At 65.7% G+C, this 25,046-nt stretch carries 24 protein-coding genes and 2 tRNA genes; 19 read left to right on the top strand and 7 right to left on the bottom strand.

The window, feature by feature from the left end; translation table 11 throughout:
- The first annotated feature begins 5 nt into the window (after positions 1-5).
- From glnA to ACOGXA_RS13925, 4 genes are all read left to right on the top strand, one after another.
- Entirely contained in the window at positions 6-1,430 is a 1,425-nt protein-coding gene (gene glnA, locus ACOGXA_RS13940) for a type I glutamate--ammonia ligase (protein ID WP_419924466.1), read from the top strand.
- 47 nt (positions 1,431-1,477) lie between these two features.
- Entirely contained in the window at positions 1,478-3,136 is a 1,659-nt protein-coding gene (locus tag ACOGXA_RS13935; RefSeq protein WP_419924465.1) for an NAD+ synthase, read from the top strand.
- Between the two features lie 126 nt (positions 3,137-3,262).
- Positions 3,263-3,829: a hypothetical protein gene (locus tag ACOGXA_RS13930; protein WP_419924464.1), complete on the top strand. Its 567-nt coding sequence runs from the start codon at positions 3,263-3,265 to the stop codon at positions 3,827-3,829.
- 97 nt (positions 3,830-3,926) lie between these two features.
- Entirely contained in the window at positions 3,927-4,886 is a 960-nt protein-coding gene (locus ACOGXA_RS13925) for a sigma-70 family RNA polymerase sigma factor (protein ID WP_419924463.1), read from the top strand.
- A gap of 59 nt (positions 4,887-4,945) precedes the next feature.
- Here the strand turns inward: ACOGXA_RS13925 and ACOGXA_RS13920 are convergent, their stop codons facing one another.
- The 7 genes from ACOGXA_RS13920 to ACOGXA_RS13890 all read right to left on the bottom strand — a co-directional run bounded on the left by ACOGXA_RS13920 (position 4,946) and on the right by ACOGXA_RS13890 (position 10,796).
- The gene (locus tag ACOGXA_RS13920; RefSeq protein ID WP_419924462.1) at positions 4,946-5,389 is read right to left on the bottom strand and encodes an aspartyl protease family protein; all 444 of its coding nucleotides are present in this window, start codon (positions 5,387-5,389) and stop codon (positions 4,946-4,948) included.
- A gap of 12 nt (positions 5,390-5,401) precedes the next feature.
- Positions 5,402-5,659: a hypothetical protein gene (locus ACOGXA_RS13915; protein ID WP_419924461.1), complete on the bottom strand. Its 258-nt coding sequence runs from the start codon at positions 5,657-5,659 to the stop codon at positions 5,402-5,404.
- Between the two features lie 177 nt (positions 5,660-5,836).
- A tRNA-Sec gene (locus ACOGXA_RS13910) sits at positions 5,837-5,932 on the bottom strand.
- A gap of 48 nt (positions 5,933-5,980) precedes the next feature.
- Positions 5,981-7,501, bottom strand: coding sequence for an ABC transporter ATP-binding protein (locus ACOGXA_RS13905; RefSeq protein WP_419924460.1), 1,521 nt, complete (start codon positions 7,499-7,501; stop codon positions 5,981-5,983).
- Between the two features lie 73 nt (positions 7,502-7,574).
- On the bottom strand, positions 7,575-8,681 hold the full coding sequence (locus ACOGXA_RS13900) for a BMP family protein (protein ID WP_419924459.1): 1,107 nt from the start codon (positions 8,679-8,681) through the stop codon (positions 7,575-7,577).
- A gap of 133 nt (positions 8,682-8,814) precedes the next feature.
- Entirely contained in the window at positions 8,815-9,750 is a 936-nt protein-coding gene (locus ACOGXA_RS13895) for an ABC transporter permease (protein ID WP_419924458.1), read from the bottom strand.
- Positions 9,747-10,796, bottom strand: coding sequence for an ABC transporter permease (locus ACOGXA_RS13890; protein WP_419924457.1), 1,050 nt, complete (start codon positions 10,794-10,796; stop codon positions 9,747-9,749). Before ACOGXA_RS13890 ends, ACOGXA_RS13895 begins: the two co-directional genes overlap by 4 nt.
- A gap of 138 nt (positions 10,797-10,934) precedes the next feature.
- Between ACOGXA_RS13890 and ACOGXA_RS13885 the strand changes: the two genes are divergently transcribed.
- The 15 genes from ACOGXA_RS13885 (at position 10,935) to ACOGXA_RS13815 (ending at position 24,836) form a co-directional block, all read left to right on the top strand.
- Positions 10,935-11,615, top strand: coding sequence for a hypothetical protein (locus ACOGXA_RS13885; protein ID WP_419924456.1), 681 nt, complete (start codon positions 10,935-10,937; stop codon positions 11,613-11,615).
- Positions 11,616-11,618: 3 nt separating this feature from the next.
- Positions 11,619-12,644, top strand: a complete 1,026-nt coding sequence (locus ACOGXA_RS13880; protein WP_419924455.1) for a CpaF family protein — start codon at positions 11,619-11,621, stop codon at positions 12,642-12,644.
- Positions 12,645-12,702: 58 nt separating this feature from the next.
- Positions 12,703-13,473 (top strand): type II secretion system F family protein, encoded by a 771-nt coding sequence (locus ACOGXA_RS13875; RefSeq protein ID WP_419924454.1) that lies wholly within the window; start codon positions 12,703-12,705, stop codon positions 13,471-13,473.
- 1 nt (position 13,474) lies between these two features.
- Positions 13,475-14,179, top strand: coding sequence for a type II secretion system F family protein (locus tag ACOGXA_RS13870; protein WP_419924453.1), 705 nt, complete (start codon positions 13,475-13,477; stop codon positions 14,177-14,179).
- Positions 14,180-14,229: 50 nt separating this feature from the next.
- Positions 14,230-14,436 (top strand): DUF4244 domain-containing protein, encoded by a 207-nt coding sequence (locus tag ACOGXA_RS13865; protein ID WP_419924452.1) that lies wholly within the window; start codon positions 14,230-14,232, stop codon positions 14,434-14,436.
- A 12-nt stretch (positions 14,437-14,448) separates the two neighbouring features.
- Complete coding sequence (locus ACOGXA_RS13860) at positions 14,449-14,838, top strand: TadE/TadG family type IV pilus assembly protein (protein WP_419924451.1); 390 nt, start codon at positions 14,449-14,451, stop codon at positions 14,836-14,838.
- Positions 14,839-14,957: 119 nt separating this feature from the next.
- Complete coding sequence (locus ACOGXA_RS13855; protein ID WP_419924450.1) at positions 14,958-15,302, top strand: STAS domain-containing protein; 345 nt, start codon at positions 14,958-14,960, stop codon at positions 15,300-15,302.
- Positions 15,299-15,745, top strand: coding sequence for an ATP-binding protein (locus ACOGXA_RS13850; RefSeq protein ID WP_419924449.1), 447 nt, complete (start codon positions 15,299-15,301; stop codon positions 15,743-15,745). The genes ACOGXA_RS13855 and ACOGXA_RS13850 overlap by 4 nt, the downstream gene beginning before the upstream one ends.
- Before the next feature lie 74 nt (positions 15,746-15,819).
- The gene (gene nhaA / locus ACOGXA_RS13845; RefSeq protein ID WP_419924448.1) at positions 15,820-17,157 is read left to right on the top strand and encodes a Na+/H+ antiporter NhaA; all 1,338 of its coding nucleotides are present in this window, start codon (positions 15,820-15,822) and stop codon (positions 17,155-17,157) included.
- Positions 17,158-17,230: 73 nt separating this feature from the next.
- Positions 17,231-19,942 (top strand): type I DNA topoisomerase, encoded by a 2,712-nt coding sequence (gene topA / locus ACOGXA_RS13840; protein WP_419924447.1) that lies wholly within the window; start codon positions 17,231-17,233, stop codon positions 19,940-19,942.
- A gap of 34 nt (positions 19,943-19,976) precedes the next feature.
- Positions 19,977-21,371 carry an MFS transporter gene (locus ACOGXA_RS13835; protein WP_419924446.1) on the top strand — a complete coding sequence of 465 codons (1,395 nt, stop codon included), beginning with the start codon at positions 19,977-19,979 and terminating at the stop codon, positions 21,369-21,371.
- Complete coding sequence (tmk, locus tag ACOGXA_RS13830) at positions 21,368-21,970, top strand: dTMP kinase (protein ID WP_419924445.1); 603 nt, start codon at positions 21,368-21,370, stop codon at positions 21,968-21,970. Before ACOGXA_RS13835 ends, tmk begins: the two co-directional genes overlap by 4 nt.
- On the top strand, positions 21,963-23,021 hold the full coding sequence (locus tag ACOGXA_RS13825; protein ID WP_419924444.1) for a hypothetical protein: 1,059 nt from the start codon (positions 21,963-21,965) through the stop codon (positions 23,019-23,021). The genes tmk and ACOGXA_RS13825 overlap by 8 nt, the downstream gene beginning before the upstream one ends.
- Before the next feature lie 21 nt (positions 23,022-23,042).
- A tRNA-Thr gene (locus ACOGXA_RS13820) sits at positions 23,043-23,115 on the top strand.
- Positions 23,116-23,564: 449 nt separating this feature from the next.
- A complete protein-coding gene (locus ACOGXA_RS13815; RefSeq protein ID WP_419924443.1) occupies positions 23,565-24,836 on the top strand; it encodes a Fic family protein in 1,272 nt (423 codons plus the stop codon).
- The last annotated feature ends 210 nt before the right edge of the window (positions 24,837-25,046 follow it).

Here is a 25,046-nt window from a genome sequence, read left to right as displayed (position 1 = left end):
CCACTGTGTCAACTCCCCAGGAAGTCATTGCGCTGGCTGCGTCTGAAGGTGCGGAGTTCGTGGATATGCGCTTCACCGATGTTCCCGGTGTGCAGCATCATTTCTCGCTTCCCATCCATGAGCTGACCGAATCCGTATTCGAGGAAGGCCTCGGATTCGACGGTTCGTCGGTACGGGGTTTCCAGACCATCGACGCCTCCGACATGCTCTTGATCCCCGATGCCGACACCGCGTTCTTCGACCCGTTCACCAGGCGCAAGACCATCGTGCTGCTGTGCGATGTGAAGGATCCGGTCACCGGCGAGATGTACGCCAAAGACCCCCGGGGAGTGGTACGGCGCTCCCTTTCCTACATGGCCAGCACCGGCATCGCCGACGCGGCCTTTTTCGGGCCAGAGGCCGAGTTCTTCATCTTCGACAGCGTGGCCTTCCAGAACCAGCCCGACGTATCGGGCTACCAGATCCGCTCGGCCGAGGGCATCTTCGAGAGCGGTCGGCCTTCTGTGGCCGGTGCTCCCAGCCCCGGGCACCGCGTCCCCTACAAGGGCGGGTACTTCCCCCTGTCGCCGGTGGACACCTTCCAGGATCTGCGCTCGGACATGGTGGTGGCCCTCGAGTCGGTGGGCATCCCCATCGAGGTCCAGCACCACGAGGTCGGCACCGCCGGCCAAGCCGAGATCGACATGGTGTTCGACGAGATGCTGTCCATGGCCGACAAGGTCCAGCTCTACAAGTACGTGGTGAAGAACGTGGCCGCCCAGCAGGGCCGCACCGTCACGTTCATGCCCAAGCCGATCTACGGCGACAACGGCTCGGGGATGCACACCCACATGTCGCTGTGGATGAACGGCGAAACGCTGATGTACGACGAGCGGGGGTATGCCGGGCTGTCCGACCTCGCCCGGTGGTACATCGGCGGGCTGATCCGCCACGCCCCCGCGGTGCTGGCCTTCGCGGCGCCCACCACCAACTCCTACAAGCGCCTGGTGCCCGGTTACGAGGCTCCGGTGAACTTGGCCTACTCCCAGCGGAATCGCTCGGCTGCCATCCGCATCCCGCTGATCTCCGAGAGCCCCAAGGCCAAGCGCTTGGAGTTCCGCTGCCCCGATCCCAGCGCCAACCCGTATCTGGCGTTCGCCGCCATGCTGATGGCCGGCCTCGACGGCATCCAGAATCAGATGGATCCCGGAGAGCCGCTGGACAAGAACATCTACGACCTGCCCCCCGATGAAGCCGCCGGCATTCCCACGGTGCCCGGCTCTTTGGCCGCGGCGCTGGCCGCCCTGGAGGCCGACCACGACTTCCTGTTGGCTGGCGACGTGTTCAGCACCGGTCTGGTGGAGTCCTACCTGGAGGTCAAGCAGGAAGAGGTGGATGCTGTCAACCTGCGGCCCCATCCCCTCGAGTTCGAGATGTACTACTCGGTCTGACCCCGTCGGGCTGAGGCCCGGCCAAAGACCACCACTAGCCTGTTCTCGTGGCCAAGCTGCGGGTGGCCCTGTGCCAGATCAACTCAGTGGTGGGCGACATCGCGGCCAACACCGAGCGAATCCTCGCCGCGTTGCATGCCGCCGAAGAGTCCGGCTGCCACGCGGCGGTATTCCCCGAGCTGGCCGTCACCGGTTATCCCCCCGAGGATCTGTTGTTGAAGCGGAGGTTCGTGGCCGACAGCCGCCAAGCCATGGAGCACATCGCGGCCCGGTCGCGGTCGTGTACCGCGGTGGTTGGCTTTGTGGACGGTGCCGACGGCTGTCGGAACGCCGCGGGCATCGCCGCCGATGGCCGCCTGCTCGGCGTGTACCACAAGCGGGAGCTGCCCAACTACGGGGTGTTCGACGAACGCCGCTACTTCCGCCCCGGAGTCAACGAGCCCGGCCTGCACAACATCGCAGGGGTGTCGGTGGGCGTCTCCATTTGCGAGGACGCCTGGGTGTCCGGCGGACCGATGAGCCAGATGGCCGCCGCTGGCGCCGAAGTCATCTTCAACCTGAACGCCTCGCCCTACCACGAGGGCAAGCCGGACCAGCGCCTCGGCGTCCTCCGCCAGCGGGCCGGCGAGACCGGCTGCCCCATCGCCTACGCCAATCTGGTGGGCGGCCAGGACGAGCTGGTGTTCGACGGCGCCTCGCTGGTGATGTCCCCCGATGGCCGCGTCATCGCCCAAGCGCCCCCCTTTCGGGAGCATCGGCTGATTGCCGAGGTGGAAGTGGCCGACCGGTCCGGCCTCCCGCCGCCGCCGGCCATAGCCGACGACATAAACGCGGTTCACCCCGGTTTGGGCGAGCTCGACGAGCAGTATGAGGCCCTGGTGCTGGCCACCCGAGACTACGTACACAAGAACGGTTTCACCGATGTGGGCATCGGCTTGTCGGGGGGCATCGACTCCTCGCTGGTCGCGGCCATTGCCGCCGACGCCCTGGGCGCCGGCCATGTCCACGGGGTGCTGATGCCCTCTCGCTACTCCAGCGGTCATTCGGTGGCCGACGCGCAAGCCCTATGCCAGAACCTGGGCATCGACCACCGGATCATCCCCGTGGAACCGGGCCACCGGGCCTTCTTGGAAATGCTGGCCCCGTCGTTCGAGGGTTTGGACTCCGACCTCGCCGAGGAGAATGTGCAGTCCCGCATCCGGGGGACGCTGCTCATGGCCCTGTCCAACAAGTTCGGCTGGCTCATCTTGACCACCGGCAACAAGAGCGAGAGCGCGGTGGGCTACTCCACGCTGTACGGCGACACAGCCGGGGCCTATGCCGTCATCAAAGACTTGTGGAAGCTCCAGGTGTACGCCTTCGCCCGTCACCGCAACCAGCGGGCTGGCGTCGACCTCATCCCCGAGAACGTGCTGGCCAAGCCGCCGTCAGCCGAGCTGCGCCCCGACCAGCGGGACGACCAGAGCCTGCCGCCCTACGAAGTGCTCGATCCGCTGCTAGAGGCCTATGTGGAGCGCGACCTCACCCCCGCCGACCTTCTCAGCCAGGGACACCCACCGGAGTTGGTGAGTCGCATCACCGGCTTGGTGGATCGGGCCGAGTACAAGCGCCGCCAGAACCCTCCCGGCGTGCGCATCACCGCCAAGGCCTTCGGCCGCGACCGCCGGCTGCCCATCACCAATCGCTACCAGGGTCCGACACGGTGACTCGCCGACGGGGAAAAGTGAGGCAGCCGGGAAACGGCCCTCTAAAGCAGGGTCCGACATGGTGACTCGCTGGCAGGGAAAACAATCGTTGGCGGTGGTGGTCGGATACCGGGGCGGAGGCTGAGAATGGACATCGAGCCGTTGGCCGACGCCTGTGGCGGCCTGGCTTGGATCTCCGGGGAGCTGTTCGAGGTCGAAGGCCGATTGGCGGCCGGCTCGAGCGATGGCGAGTTGCTCGATGCCCGCCTTAGGGCGCTTTTGGCCCGGTCCAGCCGCCGCCATGGCCAGCACGCCCAGTGGTGGAGGGCCGCTCTGCCCGACTCGCCGGCCTTGGCCGGGTTTGATCGCGTCCGACCGCCTACCGATGCGTGGGTGCGTCTTTTGGACCACATTGTGGAATCAGCGCCCGCCGGCGCGGTTGCGGCGCTGTTCGAGGTGGCACTGCCCCAGCTGATTTTCGTACTCGAGCATTTGAGCTATGAGCTGTCGCCGGTAAGCGATGGGAATGCCATCCGCATTGTCGCCATGGTGACCACCGATTTGACCGAGGAAGAGTCGGAGGCAAAACAGGTGTGGCCGATGCCCAAAATCCCGTCCAGCGCCGACCTTGAAGCGCTGTTGATTGCGTTCTCTGATGACTATCGGGAAAAAAGATGGCCTCCGCTGCTGCCACATCCGCGACGAACCGGGTAACCTTGGTGACTAGCAATTGTCCGTGTCTCTGCCCGGTCAGCGTCGACCGGTTCGACCAGGGGACTGGTGACCCACGGATAATCGGGAGGGTGTGACTGTGCCGAAGGAGCGTGTTGAGCGCGACGACGAGGATCTCGTCCGCCTCTATCTGACTGATATCGGCCAGTATCCGCTGCTCACCAAAGACGACGAGGTAGAGCTGGCCCAGAAGATCGAAGAGGGCAACGAGGCCCAAGCTCTCCTCGACGACGACAAGCAGTACGCGACCGGGAGCCCGGATCGACTTTCGCCCGCCCGTCGGCGGATACTGCGGCGCCAAGTCAGAGTCGGCGAGCAGGCCGAGCGGCGATTCGTGCAGTCCAACCTGCGACTGGTGGTGTCCATCGCCAAGAAATACCAGGCCTCTGGCCTTCCCCTGCTGGATCTTATCCAAGAGGGCAACCTCGGGCTGATGCACGCCGTCGAGAAGTTCGACTGGCGCAAGGGCTTCAAGTTCTCCACCTACGCCACCTGGTGGATCCGCCAGGCGATCACCCGGGGCATCGCCAACACCGGTCGCACCATCCGCCTGCCGGTCCACGCCGGCGACACCCTGGCCCGCCTCCAAAAGGCCCGGGCCAACTTGGAAAAGAAGCTGGGCCGCCCAGCCACCCTGGCCGAGTTGGCTGTAGAGGTGGACCTCTCCGAGGAGAAGGTCACCGAGGCCCTGCGCTTCGCCGCCGAACCGCTGTCGCTCAGCGAGCCGCTGCGAGAGGACGGTGACGCCGAACTCGGCGATGTGGTGGAGGATCGCTCCGCCGAGTCACCCTTCGAAGTGGCCGCCACCGCCCTTTTGCCCGAAGAGATCTCCCGCCTGCTCGGCCCCCTCGATGAGCGCGAGCGGGAGATCCTCAAGCTTCGCTTCGGCCTCGACCGCGGCGAGCCCCGCACCCTCGAAGAAGTCGGCGAGCACTTCAACCTCACCCGCGAGCGCATACGCCAAATCGAAGCCCGAGCCATGTCCAAACTCCGCCACCCCAGCAGCGACACCGGCGCCCGCGACCTCTTGGCTGTTTGAAGTAGCTTCTGGCCTGCCATTAAGTGCTAACGGCGTGGGGACTACTTTGGGAAACCCGTCTAGCTGCTGATTATGACCTGGTCGCGGTACATGGTTATGTGGAATCTGGTCAGCATGTCCATTCCCAGCAGGATGTCGATGTCTTCGCCCACTTCGTGGGCCAGGATCATTACGCGCAGCACGCCCCAATAGAAGTAGAACCTCTCCGAGACTTTACCGTCAAAGTCGATTTCCTCGACCTCGGTGGGGATGATTATTCGCAGTTCGTGTATCGGCGATTCGGCTGGTCCGGTCACACCCTCGACGGTGCCGTATCCGATGACAGGGGGGTTGAGTTGGTCGGCGATCCTTCGCGACACCATCGTGCCCTGTGCCCCGGTGTCAACGAGTGCTTTGCAGATGATCGACTCCGGCTCTGACTCTTCGGTGTAGTCGTGGGGGAGTTCCACCATCGCAGGGATGATGATGTTGTTGTCCTCTACCGGGACCACCAAAGAGGGCATGAAGGTTGGAAGTTACACCAGGTGTGTCATCGCCCCAAGCCTGATGGGCTTAGCCCCTACGCGCACTATCGAGAAGTTGCCCAGCCCGTAGAAGTGCTTCCCCGCGGTCACCGCATCGTCCTCGTCGTTGTAGTAGTCGATGATTTCCCCATTGTGCATCAATGCAGTTTTCCCCCGGTGGGTGCGCTCTGCTTCCAGTTTGTGTTCAGCCAGGTAGACGTCGTAGTTCCTACGCGCTTGGTCGTATGCCGCATCAGTTTCGCTGCTCATTGCGACCTCCCATCAACAACAGCCCGCAAAATACATGCAATCTCACGATAGCAGCGAGGTGTGCGGTACCGCACTAGGGAGTTAAGCGACCAGCGATTACGATAGCTTTTCCGCTTTACCAACACTGTGGGCCACGGCCTTTTGCAGGGCGCTAGCGATAGGTGTCGCGCGAGGGCATGGCGGAGGTGGACGGGAATCGAACCCGCCGGACGGGGGTCGCCCGTCCCACCCGCTTTGAAGGCGGGGGAGCCCACCAGGTACTCAGACACCTCCCGGTGGCGGCCAGCCTACTGGCGATTCTCCTGGTCGGCGTAGGCCTGCTTATGCGCCTACTGGCGCGCTCTCCGGCTCGCCCACGCCGCTCATCAGCAGCCCCACCTGCTCGATGGTGGCCTCTTCTCGGCTCATCCGCCCCATAACACGCCCCTCGTACATCACCACCAGCCGGTCCGATAGGGCCATCACCTCGTCGAGGTCTTCGCTGATCAACAAGATGGCCTTGCCCTGGGACCTCTGTATCAGAAGCTGCTCGTGGATGTACTCGGCCGCGCCGATGTCGACACCCCTGGTGGGCTGGGCCACCAGCAGCACCTTTGCTCCACCGCTGAACTCCCGGGCGATCACCACCTTCTGGATGTTGCCCCCCGAAAGCTTGCGGGTGAGGGTTGCGGTGCTCGGCGTGCGAATGGAGTAGTCGCTTACCAGCTGTCGGCTGCGCTCCTCGATGGCATTGAGGCTGAGTATCCCGTGTCGCACATACGGCGGCTGGTCGTGTTCTACGAGCACAAGGTTCTCGGCCACGGAGAAGTCGCCGATGCTGCCGTACTTCATGCGCTCCTCGGGCACATAGGCCAATCCCAGCGACCGCACATGCTTGGGGGTGGGGGCCTTCACCGGCTGGCCGTCGATAGACACCTGGCCCGACTCGAACTCCCGCAGCCCCACAATGGCCTCGGCCAGTTCTCGCTGCCCGTTGCCCGATACCCCCACGATGCCCACGATCTCGCCGGCCCGCACATCGATGTTCACGTCGTTTACTGCCAGCTCGCCGCGATCGCCCCGAACCCGCAGGTGCTGCATTTCCAGCTTGGGCTCGCCCGGGGTCTGCTCGGAGATGGAACGGGTGAACTCCACCGGCCGGCCCACCATCATCATGGCCAGCGACCCTCTATCGGATTCCGCAGGGGTGGTCCGCCCCGACACCCGGCCGTCGCGCAACACGGTGATCTTGTCGGAGATCTCCATCACCTCGTTGAGCTTGTGGGAGATGAACACCAGCCCCCGGCCGTCGGCGGTGAGCTGTCGCAGGGTGACGAACAAGTCGGTTACCTCGGGAGGGGTGAGCACTGCGGTGGGCTCGTCCAGCACCAGCAGTCGCACGTTTCGGTACAGCGCCTTGAGGATCTCGGCTCGCTGCCGCTCTCCCACCGCCATCTGCCAGATGTAGGTGTCAGGATCGACGTGCAGGCCGAATTCCTCGGACACTTCCCGGATGCGCCGGCGGATCGGCGCCAAATTGGTGAGCCCCAGTGGTTTGCCCAGCCCGAGGGCCACGTTCTCAGCCACGGTCAGGGTGTCCACCAACATGAAGTGCTGGTGGATCATGCCGATGCCAGTGCGGATGGCCACCGAAGGCGAGTCGATGTCGACGGGGGCGCCCTCGAAGGTGATCGACCCCTCGTCGGGCTGGTAGAGCCCGTAGAGAATCTTCACCAGCGTGCTCTTGCCCGCTCCGTTTTCTCCCAGCAGGGTATGAACCTGACCCGCCAGCACCGTGAAGTCGACGTCTTCGTTGGCGACGACGCCGGGGAACCGCTTGGTGATGCCGCGCATCTCCAGCATCGGTTCCGTCCTCGGCGCTGCCGGGTCAGAGCTCATGTTCGATTATCGGCCGTATCGACCGCCAATGTCGGGGTTATTGCCCGGTGGAGATTGAACCGTCGGACAGGCCGTCGATGGTGGCCTGGGCTGAGGCCAAAACGTCGGCGGGGAGGCCCATGGCGTCGTTGAACTGGATGTCCAGCCCGCCGCCGTCGAAGGTCATGATGAAGGTTGTGCCACCCAAGATGCCGGCCTTGACGTTCTCGACCACCTCGGAGAGCACGACCTCCCAGCGGTACACCTGCGAGGCGACCACGATGTCTTCGCCGAGGGCGGTCTGGTTGGCCTGGGTGCCGAACCACAATACGCCGTTCTCCTGGGCCACCCCGGTGGCGCCCACCACCATCTGGGCCGAACCGGTCAGCACATCGGCACCCGCCGAGATATGCGATTGGGCGGCTTCCGCGGCCAGCGCCACGTCGGCGAACGACCCGGTGTAGACGATGTTGACCTCGACATCGGGATTCTGGGCCTCGGCCCCAGCCTTGAATCCATCGACGTAGAGCTTGGCGTCGCCCACCTCGATCGGGCCGACCACGCCGATCACGTTGCTCTCGGTGAGCTGGGCCGCGACCACACCGTTCACGTATCCGCCCAGATCGGAGCGAACCGAGTAGGAGTACACGTTGGGCAGGCCGAAGGTGTCAACCGCGGTGCCCCAAGCGAACGATACGTCGGGGAAGTCCGGGGCGATCTCCTGGAGCGGACCGCCGTACTGGGAGCCGTGGGCGATGACCAGGTCGTAGCCCTCATCGGCGTAGCCCCGCACCGCGGCGGCGGCGTCCTCCACGATGAAGGTGCCGTCGGTGATGGCAAACTCAGCGATCTGCCCAGAATCAACCAGGCTGCTCACTGCGTCGTACATGCTCTGGGTGAACGCCAGGTCGTTGCTGGCGCTCGGCGCCACCACCGCCACGCGGAATGGCTCCTCGGGCTCAGGCTCGGGAGCTTCGGTGGGCGCCGGTGCCGGTGCTTCAGTGGCCGGTGCTGGCGCCTCCGTAGCCGGTGCCGGTGCTTCAGTGGCCGGAGCAGGCTCCGGTTCCACCGCTGGAGCGTCGTCGTCGTTTCCACATCCGGCTACCGCCAGCGAGAAAACCGCCAGCAGAGCAATGAGCAGCTTGAACGCGAGTCGAGGTTTCATTCTTCTATCCCCTCCCTGGGATACCTGATTGTCACGGGATCCCGTGTTGGTCTGTACACAGTAGCCAAAAAATCTTGCCTAGTCTCCGGCGATCTTATCTTGACTCTGTGACGGCTCGGATTCGAGGTCCAAATCAGCCGTCTCTGGTGAACGGCCGGGTGAGCGCTGCCGGTTGGCCAATGCGGCGGCTCACCACCACCAGCACGATCACCGTCAGCACTGCGGGGGCCATGTTGGCTATCGACGACACCGACCCCGAGATCACATCTTGGACCTGAAGTTGCAGCACGGTGGCCGACACGATGCCGAACAACAGCGAGCCGGCCATCACCCCCACTGGACGCCAGGCCCCGAAATACACCAAAGCGATGGCGATGAACCCCCGCCCCGCGGTGAGATTCTGCTGGAAAATCCCGATCTCCAAGGCCAGGGCGGCACCGGCCAGCCCGGCCATGGTGTTGCCGAAAACGATGGCCACAGTCCGGATGCGGTTCACGTTCACGCCCAGGGTGTCGGCCGCCTGGGGGTTTTCGCCCACGGCTCGCACGTTGAGCCCGAACGTGGTCCGGGTGATGAGAAAATACACCAGGGGAACCAGCAAGAAGGCCACATACGTGAGCACGGTGTGGTTGAACAGCAACTCCCCGGCCCGGCCGGTGTCGTCGGCCAACCAGCCGAAGGGCTTGGCCTGCAATCCGCTGATGGGCTTCGGTGTGCCCACCTGCTTTTGGAACAACAAGTCGGTGAAGCCCAAGCCGAACAGGTAGATCCCGATTCCGCTGATGCCCTGTTCGGCGTGCATCACCACGGTGATCAAGGCGTAGATGAAGCCCATCGCCATTCCCACCACCAGGCCCATGAACAGCCCGAAGGCCGCGCTGCCTGATTCCAGCGCGGTGTAGTAGGCCGCGAATGCTCCGATGAGCATGACCCCTTCCACGCCCAGGTTGAGCACACCGGCCCGCTGGCCCACGGCCTCGCCCAGCGCGGCCAGCAAGAAGGGCACGGCCAACCGGATTCCCGACGCCAGGGTGGCGATGATGATGGAGGCGGTGAAGAAATCGTTCATGCCCGGTCCTCCATCTGGACATCCCCTTCAGCCCAGCGCTGCACCCGGGCTCGCAGCTTGAGGCTGCCCACCACAAAAACCACCACCACGCCATTGAGGGCGATCACCAAGGCCTGGGGAACCTGCACCACTCGTTGCAGGGAGATGCCGCCAGCCAGCATCCCTCCGAACAGATAGGACGACAGCACAGTGAACAGCGGGTGCAGTCCGCCGAACAATGCGGTCACGATGCCGTTGAAACCCGCACTCTGCGTGAAGGCCAGTGGGCCTCCCTCGCCGATCAGCCGGTGGGATTCGCTGCCGAACACCAGCACCGCACCGGCGATGCCGGCACAGGCCCCGCTGAAGGCCAGCGCCTGGGTGATGCTGAGCTCGACTTTCATGCCCGCCGAGCGGGAGGCATGGGGATTGTGGCCCACCGCCCGCAAGCGAAGGCCGAGCCCGCTGCGGAACAAGAGCAGATACCCGAGAATGGCCACGATCAGCGCAACCACGATGCCCAAATGCAGGCGAGTCCCCCCTGGCAGGATGGGCAGGTCGGCGTTTGGGCTCAGCCGCTTGGTCTGCTGGATCCTGATGGCGCCGGGCTCGATGAGCCAGTCCTCCAGCAGAAAGCTCATGAAGAACCCGGCGATGATGTTCATCATTATGGTGCTGAGAATCTCGTTGACCCCGCTGTAAGCCTTCAGCGCTCCAGGGATCGCTCCCCATATTCCCCCGCCGACACCTCCGGCGATCATCACCAGCGGCACCAGGATGGGGCGGGGGACATCGGGCAGGGCCAGTGCCACCAGCGTGGCCATGATCGCCCCCATGATGATCTGCCCCTCGCCCCCGATGTTGATGACCCCTGTGCGGAAGGCGATGCAGATGCCCACCCCGACCAGCATGAGGGGAATGGATTTGAGGGCGGTGGCGGCCAGTTCGTCCGGGCCGCCGAATGCCCCGGTGAACAGAGCCCGGTAGCCGGTTAGCGGGTTGGCCCCGAAAACCCCCAGAAGAATGGCGCCCACCGCCAGAGCGGCGATCACTGCTGCCGTGGGCACTGTGAGGCCAGCGAAAGGCCGCAGCAGACGACTAATTTCCGCCCCTGAAGAAAATTGTTGTTGCTTGTCAGTCATTTTCGCCATAGACTGCTCTGAGTTCCCCTCTCCTTGCCAATCGATCAAGTCGCGGAGGTTTCCATGCTGGTGACCTGCTGGTCAACCAAGGGGGGTTCTGGCACAACGGTGATCGCGGCTCTCATAAGCCTACATGCCGCTCAAGACCGCAACCGGCCCGTTCTGCTCATCGACCTCTGCGGCGATTTGGCGGCGGTGTTCGGCTGCGCCGAGGCTTCGTCTGGATTGGGAGAGTGGCTCCGCAGCGATCTCGCCCCCTGTTCGCTCGACCGGGTGCTCGAGGAGCTCACCCCCAACCTGTCGCTGCTCTGCCGGGGACATGGTTTGTTGAGCGCTCTACGGGCCGATGATCTGGTGGAATGGCTGGCCACCGACGCCATTGTGGTGGTGGATGCGGGGGTGCTGCGCCCTTCGGGCGAACCGTCTGACCGCGGCTCGGGTGACGACGAGTTGCGCTGGCGGCTGGCCGCCGAAGCCGACCGGTCGGTGCTGGTTACTCGGGCGTGCTATCTGGCCCTGCGTCGAGCGGTGTCGCCGCCGGTTCGGCCCAGCGGGGTGGTTCTGGTGGCCGAGGCGGGCCGGGCGCTGACCCGGTCGGACTGTGAGCGGGCCATCGGCGCGCCGGTGCTGGCAACCGTGGCCGTCGACCCCGACATCGCCCGGGCGGTGGACGCCGGAATGTTGAGGACCCGGGTGCCCAAGGGCGCGATCAGAGCCCTCAGCCGGCTGACCGAGGAGGTCTGAGCGGTGGGCTGGAGCCGCAGCGGGGGAGGGAGGGAGGCCATCGAGCCGTTCCTGCGCGATCCGTCGGTATCGGAGATCATGGTGAACGGCCCCGGACCAGTCTGGATCGAGCGCCGTGGAAGGTTGGAGCCAACCGCCACGATCCTCGACACCGAGACCATCGAACTGCTCATCGAGCAGACGGTGGCGCCGCTTGGCCGCCGCATCGACCGCAGCTCACCGATGGTGGATGCCAGGCTGGCCGACGGCTCCCGCCTCAATGCGGTGGTGCCCCCGGTTGCGGTGGACGGTCCCTACGTGACCATCCGACGCTTCTCGGTCCGCCCGGTTCCCCTGGAGGACTTCGCCCCTCCGGGGGTGGTGTCCTTGCTGCGGTGGGCAGTGGGCGCCCGCTGCAATCTCGTGGTGTCGGGCGGCGCCGGAGCGGGCAAGACCACCTTGTTGAACGCACTGGCCGCTTCCATCGCCCCCGGTGAACGAGTGGTAACGGTGGAGGATGCCGCGGAACTGGCCTTGGCCAGCGACCATGTGGTGCGACTGGAGGCTCGGCCCCCGGACAGCGATGGGGTGGCCCCGGTCTCCATCCGCCAACTAGTGCGCAATGCCCTGCGGATGAGGCCCGACCGCATCGTTGTCGGCGAAGTCAGGGGCGCCGAGACCATGGACATGCTTCAGGCGATGAACACCGGCCATGAAGGCTCGCTGTCCACTTGCCATGCCAACAGTCCGGCCGATGCCGTCAGCCGGTTGGAGACGATGGTGCTCCTCGATGGCGGCACCGTGCCCTTGGCCGCGGTGCGAGAGCAGATCACCGCCGCGGTGGACATGGTGGTCCACATCGCCCGCCGCCCCCAGGGGCAGCGCCGCATCACCTCGCTGGCGGTGATCGAGCGCTTCGGTGAGATCGAGCACGGCAGCCGCCCCCGATTGCGCCAGATCGCCGACGAGACCGGGCTGCACGCTCTGCCCACCGTCGAGCCCCGACTGCCCGAAGCGCCTGAACCCGACCCCGGGTGGCTCAGAACATGAGCAGGGCCAAAGTCATTTGGCGGCGTGTCGGCAGAGACTCACTAGGACAGCTCAGAACATGAGCAGGGCCAACACAGCCCTCTCAGCGGTTGTCGGGCGAGTTCAAACCATGGCTGCCCAGGCCAACTTGGAACTGACTCCGGCCCAGATCTGGCGGGGGTTGGGCGCCGTTGCCCTGCTCGGCGCCGCCTTCGGCACGCTCCAGGCTGGAGCGGCCGGTGCAGCGGCCGGTGCGGCGGCATTCGTCGCAGGTGGTCTGGGCGCGCTTCGGGCCAACCGGCATCGCCGCCGGCGGGTGGTTGAAGCCCAGCTTCCCGGCTTTTTGGAGGCCACCGCCCGGGGCCTGCGCACCGGGTTGCAGCTTGGCCCCGCCGCGGCAGAGGCCGCCGACAGCACGCCGCCGCCGTTGCACCGCGAAGTGTCCCCGCTGGCCGCTGAGCTGCGACGAGGGCTGCGTAGCGCTGACGCATTCGACCGCTGGGCCCGTTGTCATCCCGGCAGCGGTGCCGGCTTGGCCGCCGCGGCCATGGCCTTTGCCGCCACCGCGGGCGGGGCCCGAGCCCGGGCCATCGACGGGGTGGCCGCCACTCTGAGAGAGCGGGCCGCCCTTGAGTCGGAGGTTCGCTCACTGACTTCTCAGGCTCGGATGTCGGCGATGATGATCGCGGCGCTGCCCGCCGGATTCATGCTCTTGTCGGCGGGAGCGGGCGACAATGCGGCCAGCTTCTTGTTCACAACTCGCCTCGGACTGGTGATTCTCGCCGGAGGGCTGACCCTCGATGCGGTCGGTGCACTGTGGATGCGCCAGATCGTCAATTCCCGAGGCTGAAGTGGCCCTTCCAATCGCATTGGGACTGTTGTGGACGGCCGTGGTCGTGCTGTGGGGATGGCAGGCCCGGCCCCGCCGGGTTCGGTCGCCCTCCCCGTCGCCAACGCAGGCCCGCTCGTCGAATAGAGCCCCCGCAGTCGGGTTGGCGTTGGCCGCAGTGACGGCATTGGCTGTTCATCCGGCGTTGGGAGTCGGCGTCGGTCTGGTGGTCTGGATCGCTCCCCACCGCCGGAAGGCCCAGCAACTTCAGCGAAAGCAGGCCGAGATAATCGAAGAACTGCCCGAGGCGATCGACCTGCTCCGACTGGCTGTCTCCTCGGGACTGAACATTCATCTGGCGGTGGCCGAAGTGGGGGAGCGCCTCCCGGGCCAGGTGGGCGCCGGATTGCGCGGGGCGGCCGGGCAGGCTCACTCCGGCATGCGATTGGCCGATGCGCTGGAAGCGCTGCCCGAAACCGTCGGCGAGCCGGTGCGGCCTCTGGTCAGGGTGCTGATCGATGGCGACCGCTACGGCACCGAGCTGGAACCAGCACTGGAGCAACTGGCCGCCGATAGCCGCCTGCTGCGACGCCGACGGGCCGAGGAGCAGGCCCGGCGGATACCCGTGCGGCTTCTGCTTCCCCTGGTGACTTGCATTCTGCCCGCCTTCATCCTGCTCACCTTGGCGCCAGTTATCGCCGAGACCTTGACCAGCTTGCGGCCATGATCGCTTCCCGCTCTTCCCCCCATGACATCCCTTACCGATAGGCATACCCCATGATCTTTTTTCGATTGCTGTTAGCCCTTCATTCCTGGCTGTCGCACAGGAGTTCCGATCGTGGCCAGGCCACGGCCGAATATGCCCTCGTCCTATTGGGCGCTGCGGCGATTGCCATGCTCTTGGTCGCCTGGGTCACCAGAACCAACCGCATCTCCAACCTTCTCGACGCGGTATTCCGCCACATCACCGGCCTTGTCGGCTGATCCGCGGTCGACATGCCCCGAACAGCCGCAGGTTCGGCAAGAAACGACCGCGGCCAGGCCGCGGTCGAGACGGCACTGGTGCTTCCGCTGATCATGGTGGTGCTTCTGGTGCTGGTGCAGGTGGGGCTGTTGGTGCGCGACCATGTGCTGGTCGTCCACGCGGCCCGGGTCGCGGCCCGGGCCGCGGCAGTTGATCCCGCAACCGAGACGGCGGCCGCTGCGGCCGTCTCGGCCACCGCGCTGGACCCGGCCAGGATGGAGGTTCACACCGCGGGCAGTCGGGCCAGCGGGGGCCTGCTGCACGTGACTGTGAGCTACCGGCCCAAACTTGCCGTGCCCATTGTGGGCAGGATGTTTCCCGCCGCGGCCATAGAAGAAGCCTTGACCGTCAGGGTGGAATAGGCGCAGTGCCCAGAAACGGATTGGGATGCAGCCGGCGCCGGGGCGGTGCCGACTCGTCACCCCATGGATTAGGCGCAGTGCCCAGAAACGAATTGAGACTGCAAGTAGTCTGAGTTGTTGTGGAGTTCAGCGTCGCGGTTGCCACCCGCGGTCGATGGGAAGTTCTGTCGGTTACCGGTGAGATCGACATGGCCACCGCCCCCCGCTTCCGTCAACGGCTGCTGGCATTGATCAGCACCGGTGCCCAGAACGTGGTGATCGATCTTACCGAGGTGGACTTCATCGATTCCACCGGGCTGGGTGTGCTCATGGGAGCGGCCAAGCGGGTGCGCAGCGCCGGCGGCGACATCCGGTTGGTGTCGGTGGGATCACGCCTAGCCGACCTCATCGAGCTCACCAGGCTGGACCGCGTCCTCGACGTGTTCGACTCGGTGTCTGCCGCTACCGAGGACTCTGGCTTGTGACCGCCGAGACCAGCTTCGACTTCGAGATTCCCGCCCGCCCGGAATACCTCTCGCTGGTTCGCTCCCTGGCGGTCGAGGCCGCCGAAACAGACACAGCCTTGAGCCGGGAGCGCGTCGAGGATTTCAAAATAGCGGTCTCAGAAGCCACCACGAACGCGATAGAAGCCCACGCTCGAGCCTGCCTTGATGAGTCGATTCGGATTCGCTGCACGATCACCGACGATCGCCTCGAGTTTCACATCATCGACCGGGGCTTCGGCTTCTACCCCGATCAGATCCAGGTGCTGCCTGAACCCGACGACCCCAGCCGCTTGAACTTTGAGCGGGGCCTGGGCATCTATCTGATGCGGGTGCTGTCCGACGACCTCGAAATCCACAGCGGCCCCCACGGCACCGAGGTTTCTTTGGCCATACGCCTCTCCTCGAACAACTCGAGTGCTTGAGCCGATGGTGAGACAGCCGCCAACAGCCGCTGTGACTGAGTAAGTCAAGCCCAAAGGCGATACGTTCACCGCCGATGGCCGATGGGAATCCCCTCAGCGATCTGACCTTCTTGGGCAGCACTGGTCGGCTGGCCCGCTTTGTGGGCCGACCGATTCACCGGTTCGTGGCCGTCGAGGCCGCCGGGGGCGTTCTGATGCTCATCGCCACCTTGGCCGCCCTCGTCTGGGTCAACTCCCCCTGGCAAGACTCCTATATCGATTTCTGGCACACCGAAGTGTCGTTCTCGGTGGGCGATTATCACTTCGAGCACGACCTCGAGCATGTCGTCCAAGACGGCCTGATGGCGGTGTTCTTCTTCGTGGTGGGCCTGGAGATCAAGCGGGAGCTGGTAAACGGCCAACTCCGCGACCCCCGATTCGCGGCGCTGCCCGCGGTTGCCGCGCTGGGTGGCATGGTGGTGCCCGCGGCCGTTTATCTGGCCTTCACCGCCGGCGGTCCCGGCCAAGACGGCTGGGGCATTCCCATGGCCACCGACATCGCCTTTGCCATCGGCGTGCTCTCGCTGCTCGGCGACCGGATACCCCGGCAGATGAAGGTCTTCCTGTTGACCCTGGCCATCGTGGACGACATCGGCGCCATCTTGGTGATCGCCATCTTCTACACCAGCGATCTGTCGGGGAATTGGCTCCTCACCGCCGGGGTTCTATGGGCGGCGGTCTTCGTGCTGCGCCGGCTGCATGTGTGGTACTTGCCGTTGTACCTGGTGGTCGGGGTGGCCTTCTGGCTTGCCGTGCTGGAGTCGGGCATCCACGCCACCATCGCCGGGGTGATACTCGGTTTCATGACCCCGGCCAAGCCGCTCCAGTCTGAAGACGAGGCCCGCCGCTGGGCGCAATGGCTCCAAGACAAGAAGGAGGTCCGACTCCTCGATGTGAGGCGGGCCGGATTCCACATCCGGGAGTCGCAGCCGGTCAGCCAGCGGATTGAGGAGCTTCTCCACCCCATCACCAGCTACATCATCATCCCCGTCTTCGCCCTGTCGGCCGCGGGAGTGGAACTGTCCAACGACGTGATCTCCGACGCAGCCACCTCACCGGTGACGCTGGGCGTGGTGCTCGGCCTGGTGGTGGGCAAGACGGTGGGGATCTCGGCATTCTCCTGGATCGCTGCCCGCCTGGGCCTGGTCAGCATTCCCGCGTCGATGACCGGGGTACACATGGTGGGGCTCGCCATGGTGGCCGGCATCGGCTTCACCGTGTCGCTGTTCATCTCCAACCTGGCCTTCGACTCCCCCCATGTGGGCGACGAGGCCAAGATCGGAATCCTCGTCGGATCGCTGATCGCCGCGGTTGCCGGCCTGGTTATCCTGTCTCGCACCGAGACGCCCCACGGGGCTTCCGACAAAACCTGATCCCCGGATTCGCCCCCCATCCGGTTTAGGGTCTGCTTGACATCCACTCCCTCCCAGCCCCTACCTTCTCCCCGTGCCCCAAGCCCTCGTTATCGTCGAGTCTCCGGCCAAGGCCAAGACCATCGCGGGCTATCTGGGGAGCGGCTACATGGTGGAATCCTCCATCGGCCACATCCGGGATCTGCCCAGCAGCGCCAGCGAGGTGCCCGCGGCCTATCGGGGGGAGTCGTGGTCTCGCCTGGGGATCGACGTCGACAACGACTTCAAGCCGCTCTATGTGGTGCCCTCCGACAAGAAGGCCCAGATACGCAAGCTGAAGAATCTGCTGAAAGAGGCCGACGAGCTTTACCTCGCTACTGATGAGGATCGCGAGGGGGAGGCCATCGCCTGGCACCTGCTCGAAGTGTTGTCGCCGAAGTCCGGCGTAGATGTCAAGCGGATGGTGTTCCACGAGATAACCCCGTCGGCCATCCGGGCGGCCATCGAATCGCCCCGGGATCTGGACCGCCGCTTGGTGGACGCCCAGGAGGCCCGGCGGCTGCTAGACCGGCTGTACGGCTACGAGGTGTCGCCCGTGCTGTGGAAGAAGGTGCTGCCCCGCCTCTCGGCCGGCCGGGTGCAGAGCGTGGCCACCCGCATCGTGGTGGAGCGCGAGCGGGAGCGCATGGCCTTTGTCGCCGCCGACTACTGGAGCCTGAGTGCCCAGTTCCGGGTTCTGGGCGACTCTGATCCCGGCGTGCCCCGCACCTTCAGCGCCTCGTTGACCGCGGTGGACGGGGCCAAGGTGGCCACCGGAAGGGACTTCACCGCCGCGGCCCAGCTCCGCAGCCCCGAGGTTGTCCACCTAAACGAAGAGGCCGCCCGCACGCTGGCCCGCGGGCTGGCCGGCGCCGAGATAGCGGTGCGGTCAGTTGAGGTGAAGCCCTATCGCCGCCGGCCCGCGGCCCCGTTCATGACCTCCACCTTCCAGCAGGAGGCCGGACGCAAGCTGCGCCTGTCGTCGGCCATGGCCATGAGAGCGGCCCAATCCCTGTACGAGAAGGGCTACATCACCTACATGCGTACCGACAGCACCACCTTGTCGGACACTGCCCTGCGAGCGGCGCGCGCTGCCGTGTCGGAGCACTACGGCGGCTCATATCTGCCCGACAAGCCCCGCCACTACGCCAAGAAGGTCAAGAATGCCCAGGAGGCCCACGAGGCCATCCGCCCCTCGGGCGACCAGTTCCGCTCCCCGGCGGCGGTGAGGGCGGAGGTGCCCCAGATGGAGGGCCGGGTCTACGAGCTGATCTGGCAGCGCACCGTGGCTTCCCAGATGACCGACACCGTGGGCCAGACCGTACACGTGGATCTCGGCGGCACCACTGATGATGGGCGCGACGCCGTCTTCTCGGCCGCGGGGACGGTGATAACCCATGATGGCTTCCGAAGGGTGTACAGCGAGGGAACCGACGACGAGGCCGACGACGCCGAAGCCGAGCGGCGCATGCCCGCACTGGCGGCCGGCGATCCGCTGGCCATCGACGAGCTGACGCCGGCGGGCCACTCCACCCAGCCGCCGGCCCGCTACACCGAGGCATCGCTGGTGAGGAGGCTGGAGGAGCTGGGGGTCGGACGGCCTTCCACCTACGCCGCCATTATGAACACCATCGTCGACCGGGGCTATGTGTGGAAGAAGGGCTCGGCGCTGGTGCCCTCGTTCACCGCCTTCTCGGTGGTCAGCCTGCTGGAGCAGCATTTCCCCAATCTGGTGGACTATGCCTTCACTGCTCGCATGGAGGACGACCTCGACGGTATTGCCTCGGGCGACCGGGAGGCGATTCCCTGGCTGAGCAGGTTCTATTTCGGCCCGGCCCCCGGTGAGCCCGATGACGAGTCCGCCCACGGCGTGGCCAAGTACGGGCTTCGCACCGCCGTTTCCGACCGCTTGGGCGACATCGACGCCCGGGCGGTCAACTCCATACCCCTGGGCACCCATGAGAAAGGCGACCCGGTGGTGGTCAGGGTGGGCCGCTACGGGCCCTATGTGCAGTGCGGTGAAGAGCGGGCCAGCGTTCCCGAAGACCTGCCCCCCGACGAGCTGACCCTGGATCGGGCCCTGTCTTTCATCGATGCTCCTTCTGGCGACCGCACCCTGGGCGCCGATCCCGACACCGGCCTGCCGGTGGTGGTTCGCGCCGGCCGGTTCGGTCCCTATGTCCAGGTGGGCGAAGATCCGGACAACGGCGGCGAGAAACCCAAGCGGGCGTCTCTGTTGACCGCCATGCAGCCGGAGACGATCACGCTCGAAGATGCCCTCAAGGTGCTGTCGCTGCCCCGAGTGGTGGGCGCCGACCCCGCCGATGGAACCGAGGTTGTGGTTCAGAACGGCCGCTACGGGCCATACCTCAGCAAGGGCAAGGAGAATCGGAGCCTCGAATCCGAGGATCAGCTGTTCACCATCACTCTGGAACAGTGCCTGGAGCTCTTGGCCCAGCCCCGGCGCCGGCGGGGGCAGACGGCCAAGCCCCCCCTGCGGGACCTGGGTGCCGACCCGGCCACCGGCAAGCCCATGGTGGTCAAAGACGGCCGCTACGGGCCCTACGTGACCGACGGGGAGGTGAACGCCTCGCTGGGCAAGGGCGACTCGGTGGAGTCGCTCACCTCGGAGCGGGCGTCGGAGCTGCTCCAGGTTCGACGCGACAAAGTGGCCGCCGGCGGGGGCAAGCCATCAGCCCGCCGCAAGCCCGCGGCCAAAAAGAAGACCGCGGCCAAGAAAAAGCCGCAACCTCGGTCTGGATCGTGAACCACTAGCCTGAGCGGGGTGGAAGCGGCTCGGCGTGGCAGTTGACGAGCCCTCCCCGGTGGTTTCGACCCGGATTGACCGGGTGTTCGGCAGTGCCCAGTACTTGAGGCTGTGGATCGCCCAGATCTTTTCCTCCGGCGGTGACTGGCTGGCTCTGTTTGCCATTCTCATCACAGCCGACCGGGTGGGCGGCGGCACCCCGGAGGCATCGGTGGCCTATGTGATGATCGCCCGCTTTTTGCCCGGGCTTGTCTTCGGCTCGGCCGCCGGGGTGCTGGTAGACCGCTGGGATCGCAAGCGAACCATGGTGGTGTGCGATCTGGGCCGGGCCGCCACCCTGCTGTGGCTGCCGTTCGTGGATTCTGTGTGGCAGTTGGTGCTGGCCTCGCTGTTCCTCGAGGGCTTTGCCCTGCTGTGGGCGCCGGCCAAAGAAGCCTCGGTCCCCAATCTGGTACCCCGGGAGAAGCTGACCGGCGTTAACTCTCTGTCGCTCGTCGCCGCCTACGGCACGTTTCCGGTGGCCGCGGCCGTCTCCATCGGCCTGGCCAGCTTGGCCACTGTGATCGAGCGGGTCAGCGCCGTCGATTTCTTGCGCATCGACGCGGAGTCGATGGCGTTCTATATCGATGCGGCCACCTTCGCGGCCTCAGCAGCCATCATCTCCCGGCTGGCCCTGCCCCGGGGCCCTCAGGCTGCTCAGCAGTCGGAGACCCGATCTGAGGGCTCAACCCGGGTGTGGGCGCCCGAGCAGGTGTTCAAAGATCTGCGGGACGGGTGGAGCTACATCTTCTTGAATCCCACCGTGCGGACGGTGAACGTCGCGTTGGCTGTCGGACTGATCGGCGGCGGGATGATCATCCCGCTGGGGCCGGTGTTCGCCGAAGACGTGCTCAACGTCGATGGGGGTGACGGGTTCCGTGCCTTCATGGTTGCCTTGGGAATCGGGGTGGCCATTGGAGTGGCTGGGCTTACCGTCAGGCAGAACCGCTTGCACAAGGAGCGGGTTTTTCAGGCCGCGGTATTCGGGGCCGGAGCTTGCTTGTTCGTGGCCACTTCGATGTGGTCGCTGATCGGGTCGGCTCTGCTGGTCGGCGGGCTTGGTGTTTGCGCCGGGACGGTCTACGTGTTGGGGATAACCCTGCTCCAAGAGAGCGCCACCGAGGAATTGCGGGTCCGAGTCTTCGCCGGTCTCTTCACCCTGGTGAGATCGTCGGTAATGCTCGCGCTGTTGCTCGGACCGGCCTTGGCTCTGTTCCTCAACGGGCTGTCGGACAAGTTCTTCGACAAAGATGTGAACATTCTTGGCTTTGACGTGATCATCCCCGGTGTGCGCCTCACGCTGTGGCTGGCCGCTCTCATCATGGTGGCCGCTGGGTTCTTGACCCTGGCCTCGAGGAGCTGGGCCAATGAGCAGACCACCAGCCCATGAGCGGCCGCTTGATCGCGTTCGAAGGCGGCGAGGCCGTCGGCAAGAGCACCCAGGCCCGGCTGCTGGCCGAGCGGTTGGGGGCCCGGTTGACCTTTGAGCCGGGCGCCACCGAGTTGGGAGCTCAGATCCGCTTCCTGGTGCTGGACAAGGCCGATCTTTTGGTGTCACCCCGGGCTGAGGCCCTGCTGATGGCGGCCGACCGGGCTCAGCACGTTGCCGAGGTGATCCGTCCTGCCCTGCAAGCGGGGGTCGATGTGGTGACCGACCGCTTCATCGGGTCGTCGCTGGCCTATCAGGGCTTGGGGCGGGGATTGGGCGCAGACGAGGTGCTGGCCCTGTCGCTCTTCGCCACCGGGGGTCTGCGAGCCGACTTGGTGGTGGTGTTGGAGGTCGACGACGAGGTGGTCCGGAAGCGTCAGGCGTCGCCCGGCGACCGGATCGAATCCGAGGCGGCCGAGTTCCACCGTCGGGTTGTCGAAGGGTATCGCACACTGGCTGAGCAGAATCCCGACCAGTGGGTGGTGATCGACGGAGACCGCCCGGTAGGTGAGGTGGCCGAGGCGGTGTTTGCCGCCGTGCAGGAGCGCCTCGGTGGCTGACGCTGCGGCTGGCATTGGCGATGCCGTTGATGATGTCTGGGCCGCGCTGGAAGGCCAGCCGCGGGCAGCCGAGATCCTGGCTGCGGCCGCGGCCCAGCCGGTCCACGCCTACTTGTTTTGCGGACCGCGGGGCACGGGCAAGCGCACCGCCGCTTTGGCCTTTGCCGCTGCCCTGCTCGGGGTCGATTCCCGAAGCCGCCGCCTGGCCCTGGCCGGTCGTCACCCCGATGTTTCCATTCACGAGCCCGAGGGCCGCACCCTTAGGGTGTCGGAAGCCGATGAGATCATCTTCGAGGCGTCCCGCAGCCCGGTAGAGGGCCGCATCAAGGTGATCGTGTGCGACCGGTTCCACACCGCGGAGGCCGAAGCGGTGGCCAGCCTGCTCAAGACCATCGAGGAGCCGCCTCCCACCGCGGTGATCGTGCTGTTGAGCGAGGAGATCCCCCCCGATCACACCACCGTGGCCTCCCGCTGTGTCATTGTGGAGTTCGACCCGGTGCCCGACGACGACGTGCGCCGCATCCTCGAGCGCGAGGGGGTGAACCCCGAGGGCCTGGACGACATCGTGGTCGCGGCCGCGGGCGACGTGAGCCGGGCTCGGCTGCTGGTCGCCGACGACGGCCTCGGCGCCCGGCGACAGGCGTGGGCCGCCGCGCCGGCCCGCCTCGACGGCACTGGGGCCACGGTGTCGACGCTGGTCGACGAGCTTCGGGGACTAATCGACGAGGCGCAAGCCCCGCTGTCTGCTCGCCAGCAAGCCGAGTCCGACGATTTGGCCCGCATCGAAGCCGAATTGGGCGCCCAGCGCCGCCTCAGACGGGAGATGGACGCCCGCCACCGCCGAGAACAGCGCCTGCTGCGTGCTGACGAACTGCGCTTCGGCCTGGCCACCCTGGCCGACTGCTATCGCCGGCAGATGGCCGACGACCGCCACATCCAGGACGCGGTCACCGCCATAAACCGCATCCGCGACGCCCACGCCTGCCTGGTTAGAAACCCCAACGAAACCCTCCTCCTCCAAGCCCTTTTCCTGTCTCTCCCCCGGCCATAGGGCTGGTAACCTGACCGCCGCGCCCGAGTAGCTCAGTCGGCAGAGCGATTCACTCGTAATGAATAGGTCAGGAGTTCGATTCTCCTCTCGGGCTCAACGGAAATCCTCAGCATCCGAGGCCGCGGGCGGTCCGGCCGGGGAGGGGGGCGGCTGGGGAGCGTCGGAGAGCGATGCCAGAGCAGCGTCGGCGTCGAACGCTGGGGAAGGCCTCCGGGTAGCGCATCCTCACCCCGTCGATGCTCGCCCGGTTCTCACCCACACCCGAAACGTAGCACCGTTCGATAGCATTTCCCGATCGGTTATCGTACCGTGACCGACAAGTCGATGTTACCGTGCGGTGCCCCCGCTGGCTAAGCCAGGGGCCGACATCTGTGCCGCAGAAGTGCCCGTTCTTGCAGTCCGAGGGGCACTTGTGCCGCAGAAGTGCCCGTTCTTGCAGCCTGAGGGGCACTTGTGCCGCAGAAGTGCCCGTTCTTGCAGCCTGAGGGGCACTTGTGCGACAGAAGTGCCCGTTCTTGCAGTCCGGTAGGTAGCATGAGCGGGGTGGGGAAGTATCTTGACCGGATCCACGACGGCGTTCTGGGCCCAGAGACCTACAGTGCCTATCTGCCCCATGGCATCGCCGACTGGAACCCCGAAATAGGCGGGCAGACAGCCCAGCGCGTGAAAGCCGCCAGTGACCGGATCGCGGGATTGGCCGCCAAGTTGCCACAGCATCGCTCTATGGCTTGGTGCCTGAATCGTTCCGAGGGGGTCGCGTCAAGCGACGTGGAGGGAATCTCGACGACACTGCGGTCGCTGAGTCTGCTCGAATCCCTGAGAGCAGAGCGCGACCTCCAGCGTCAAGAACGCGACAAGCAAGCGCTCGGAGCGGTCCGCCTGACCGCTCACGCTGTCGAGGTCGGCCGCCGCACCGATGGGCCAGTGGAGCTCGCCGATCTGTGCGAGATGCACCGGCGGCTCTTCGATGGCGCCGCCGTGGGGTTCGAGCCGGGCCGGGTGCGCAGCGACGACATTTGGGTGGGGCCAGGGGGAGCAACGCCGACAGAGGCCTGGTATGTCGCGCCGCCAGCCGCTCATGTGGGCCCGCTTTGCGAGGATCTGATGAGGTACGTGTCAGCGAGCGATCTGCGGCAACCGCTTGTCAAAGCCGCTATCGCCCATCTCCAGTTCGAGACCATACATCCGTTCCCCGACGGCAACGGGCGCGTCGGCCGGGCGCTGATCCACTGCGTGCTCCAGCGTTGCTGGCCTGAATCTGTGACGGTGCCGCTGTCAGCGGCGATCGCTGAGCACAAGCAGGGCTATTTCCAATCGCTGCGCCCTTACCAGACTTACACCGGCGGCCGCGACAGCAGGATACGCGACGCATCCGGGGAGGCTGCGGTCTCCTTCATCGCAGACGCGGCTAACGTGGCCTGCGACTACACCGAAGCGGTCGGGCAAGCCATCATGGACATGCACGCCAAATGGCGCGGTCTCAACTTGCGGCCCCACTCCGCGGCGGCGGCTGCGCTTGATGCGATGTCGACAATGCCCGCAGCCACCATCGGATACCTCTGTGATGCGGCGGACCGCAACGCCAACTCTGTGAGGCGAGGACTGCGCAAACTCGTCGGCGCCGGGATCGTCGTAGAAACACGCGACGAAGACACCGGGCGCAGAGTGTTTGAAGTGCCCGAATTGCTGGAGGTCGTGGATCACCGCCAGAGGCTGCTCAGGCGCTGCTGGGAGGAGCACCGTGCCGGCGTTGGGCGAACACCGGCTGAGCTTGTCGCGGAATGGCGCCTCGACATCTCGGCAGGTGCAGAATAGTCGCAGGCGGCGGTGCAGCGGTCGGCGGTTTGGTGGCTCGTGGTGCTGGTTGCAGGGGTAGGAGAGTAGTTGAGCGGGTTGGGCGGTTTGCTCTACATTGGCAGCAGTGCGTTGGTTTGAGAACAAGCGCTTGGTGCAAGCGCGAGTTGAGCAGGCAGGGTTGGCTCCTGATGGACGTTTTGGAGCCCAAGGGGCAGGAAAGACGCAGCT

This window comes from Candidatus Poriferisocius sp., from assembly GCF_965208475.1.
In the GTDB taxonomy this organism is placed as follows: Bacteria; Actinomycetota; Acidimicrobiia; order Acidimicrobiales; family Bin134; genus Poriferisocius.
Note: the sequence above shows the minus strand (reverse complement) of the source record. Positions and strands in the feature narration are given on the sequence as shown.

Bases quoted from the DNA above. Each gene is read 5' to 3' on its own strand.
- ACOGXA_RS13930 (WP_419924464.1), top strand. From the start codon at position 3,263: ATGGACATCGAGCCGTTGGCCGACGCCTGTGGCGGCCTGGCTTGGATC.
- ACOGXA_RS13920 (WP_419924462.1), bottom strand. From the start codon at position 5,389: ATGCCCTCTTTGGTGGTCCCGGTAGAGGACAACAACATCATCATCCCT.
- ACOGXA_RS13915 (WP_419924461.1), bottom strand. From the start codon at position 5,659: ATGAGCAGCGAAACTGATGCGGCATACGACCAAGCGCGTAGGAACTAC.
- ACOGXA_RS13905 (WP_419924460.1), bottom strand. From the start codon at position 7,501: ATGCTGGAGATGCGCGGCATCACCAAGCGGTTCCCCGGCGTCGTCGCC.
- ACOGXA_RS13900 (WP_419924459.1), bottom strand. From the start codon at position 8,681: ATGAAACCTCGACTCGCGTTCAAGCTGCTCATTGCTCTGCTGGCGGTT.
- ACOGXA_RS13895 (WP_419924458.1), bottom strand. From the start codon at position 9,750: ATGAACGATTTCTTCACCGCCTCCATCATCATCGCCACCCTGGCGTCG.
- ACOGXA_RS13885 (WP_419924456.1), top strand. From the start codon at position 10,935: ATGCTGGTGACCTGCTGGTCAACCAAGGGGGGTTCTGGCACAACGGTG.
- ACOGXA_RS13875 (WP_419924454.1), top strand. From the start codon at position 12,703: ATGAGCAGGGCCAACACAGCCCTCTCAGCGGTTGTCGGGCGAGTTCAA.
- ACOGXA_RS13865 (WP_419924452.1), top strand. From the start codon at position 14,230: ATGATCTTTTTTCGATTGCTGTTAGCCCTTCATTCCTGGCTGTCGCAC.
- ACOGXA_RS13860 (WP_419924451.1), top strand. From the start codon at position 14,449: ATGCCCCGAACAGCCGCAGGTTCGGCAAGAAACGACCGCGGCCAGGCC.
- nhaA (WP_419924448.1), top strand. From the start codon at position 15,820: ATGGCCGATGGGAATCCCCTCAGCGATCTGACCTTCTTGGGCAGCACT.
- tmk (WP_419924445.1), top strand. From the start codon at position 21,368: ATGAGCGGCCGCTTGATCGCGTTCGAAGGCGGCGAGGCCGTCGGCAAG.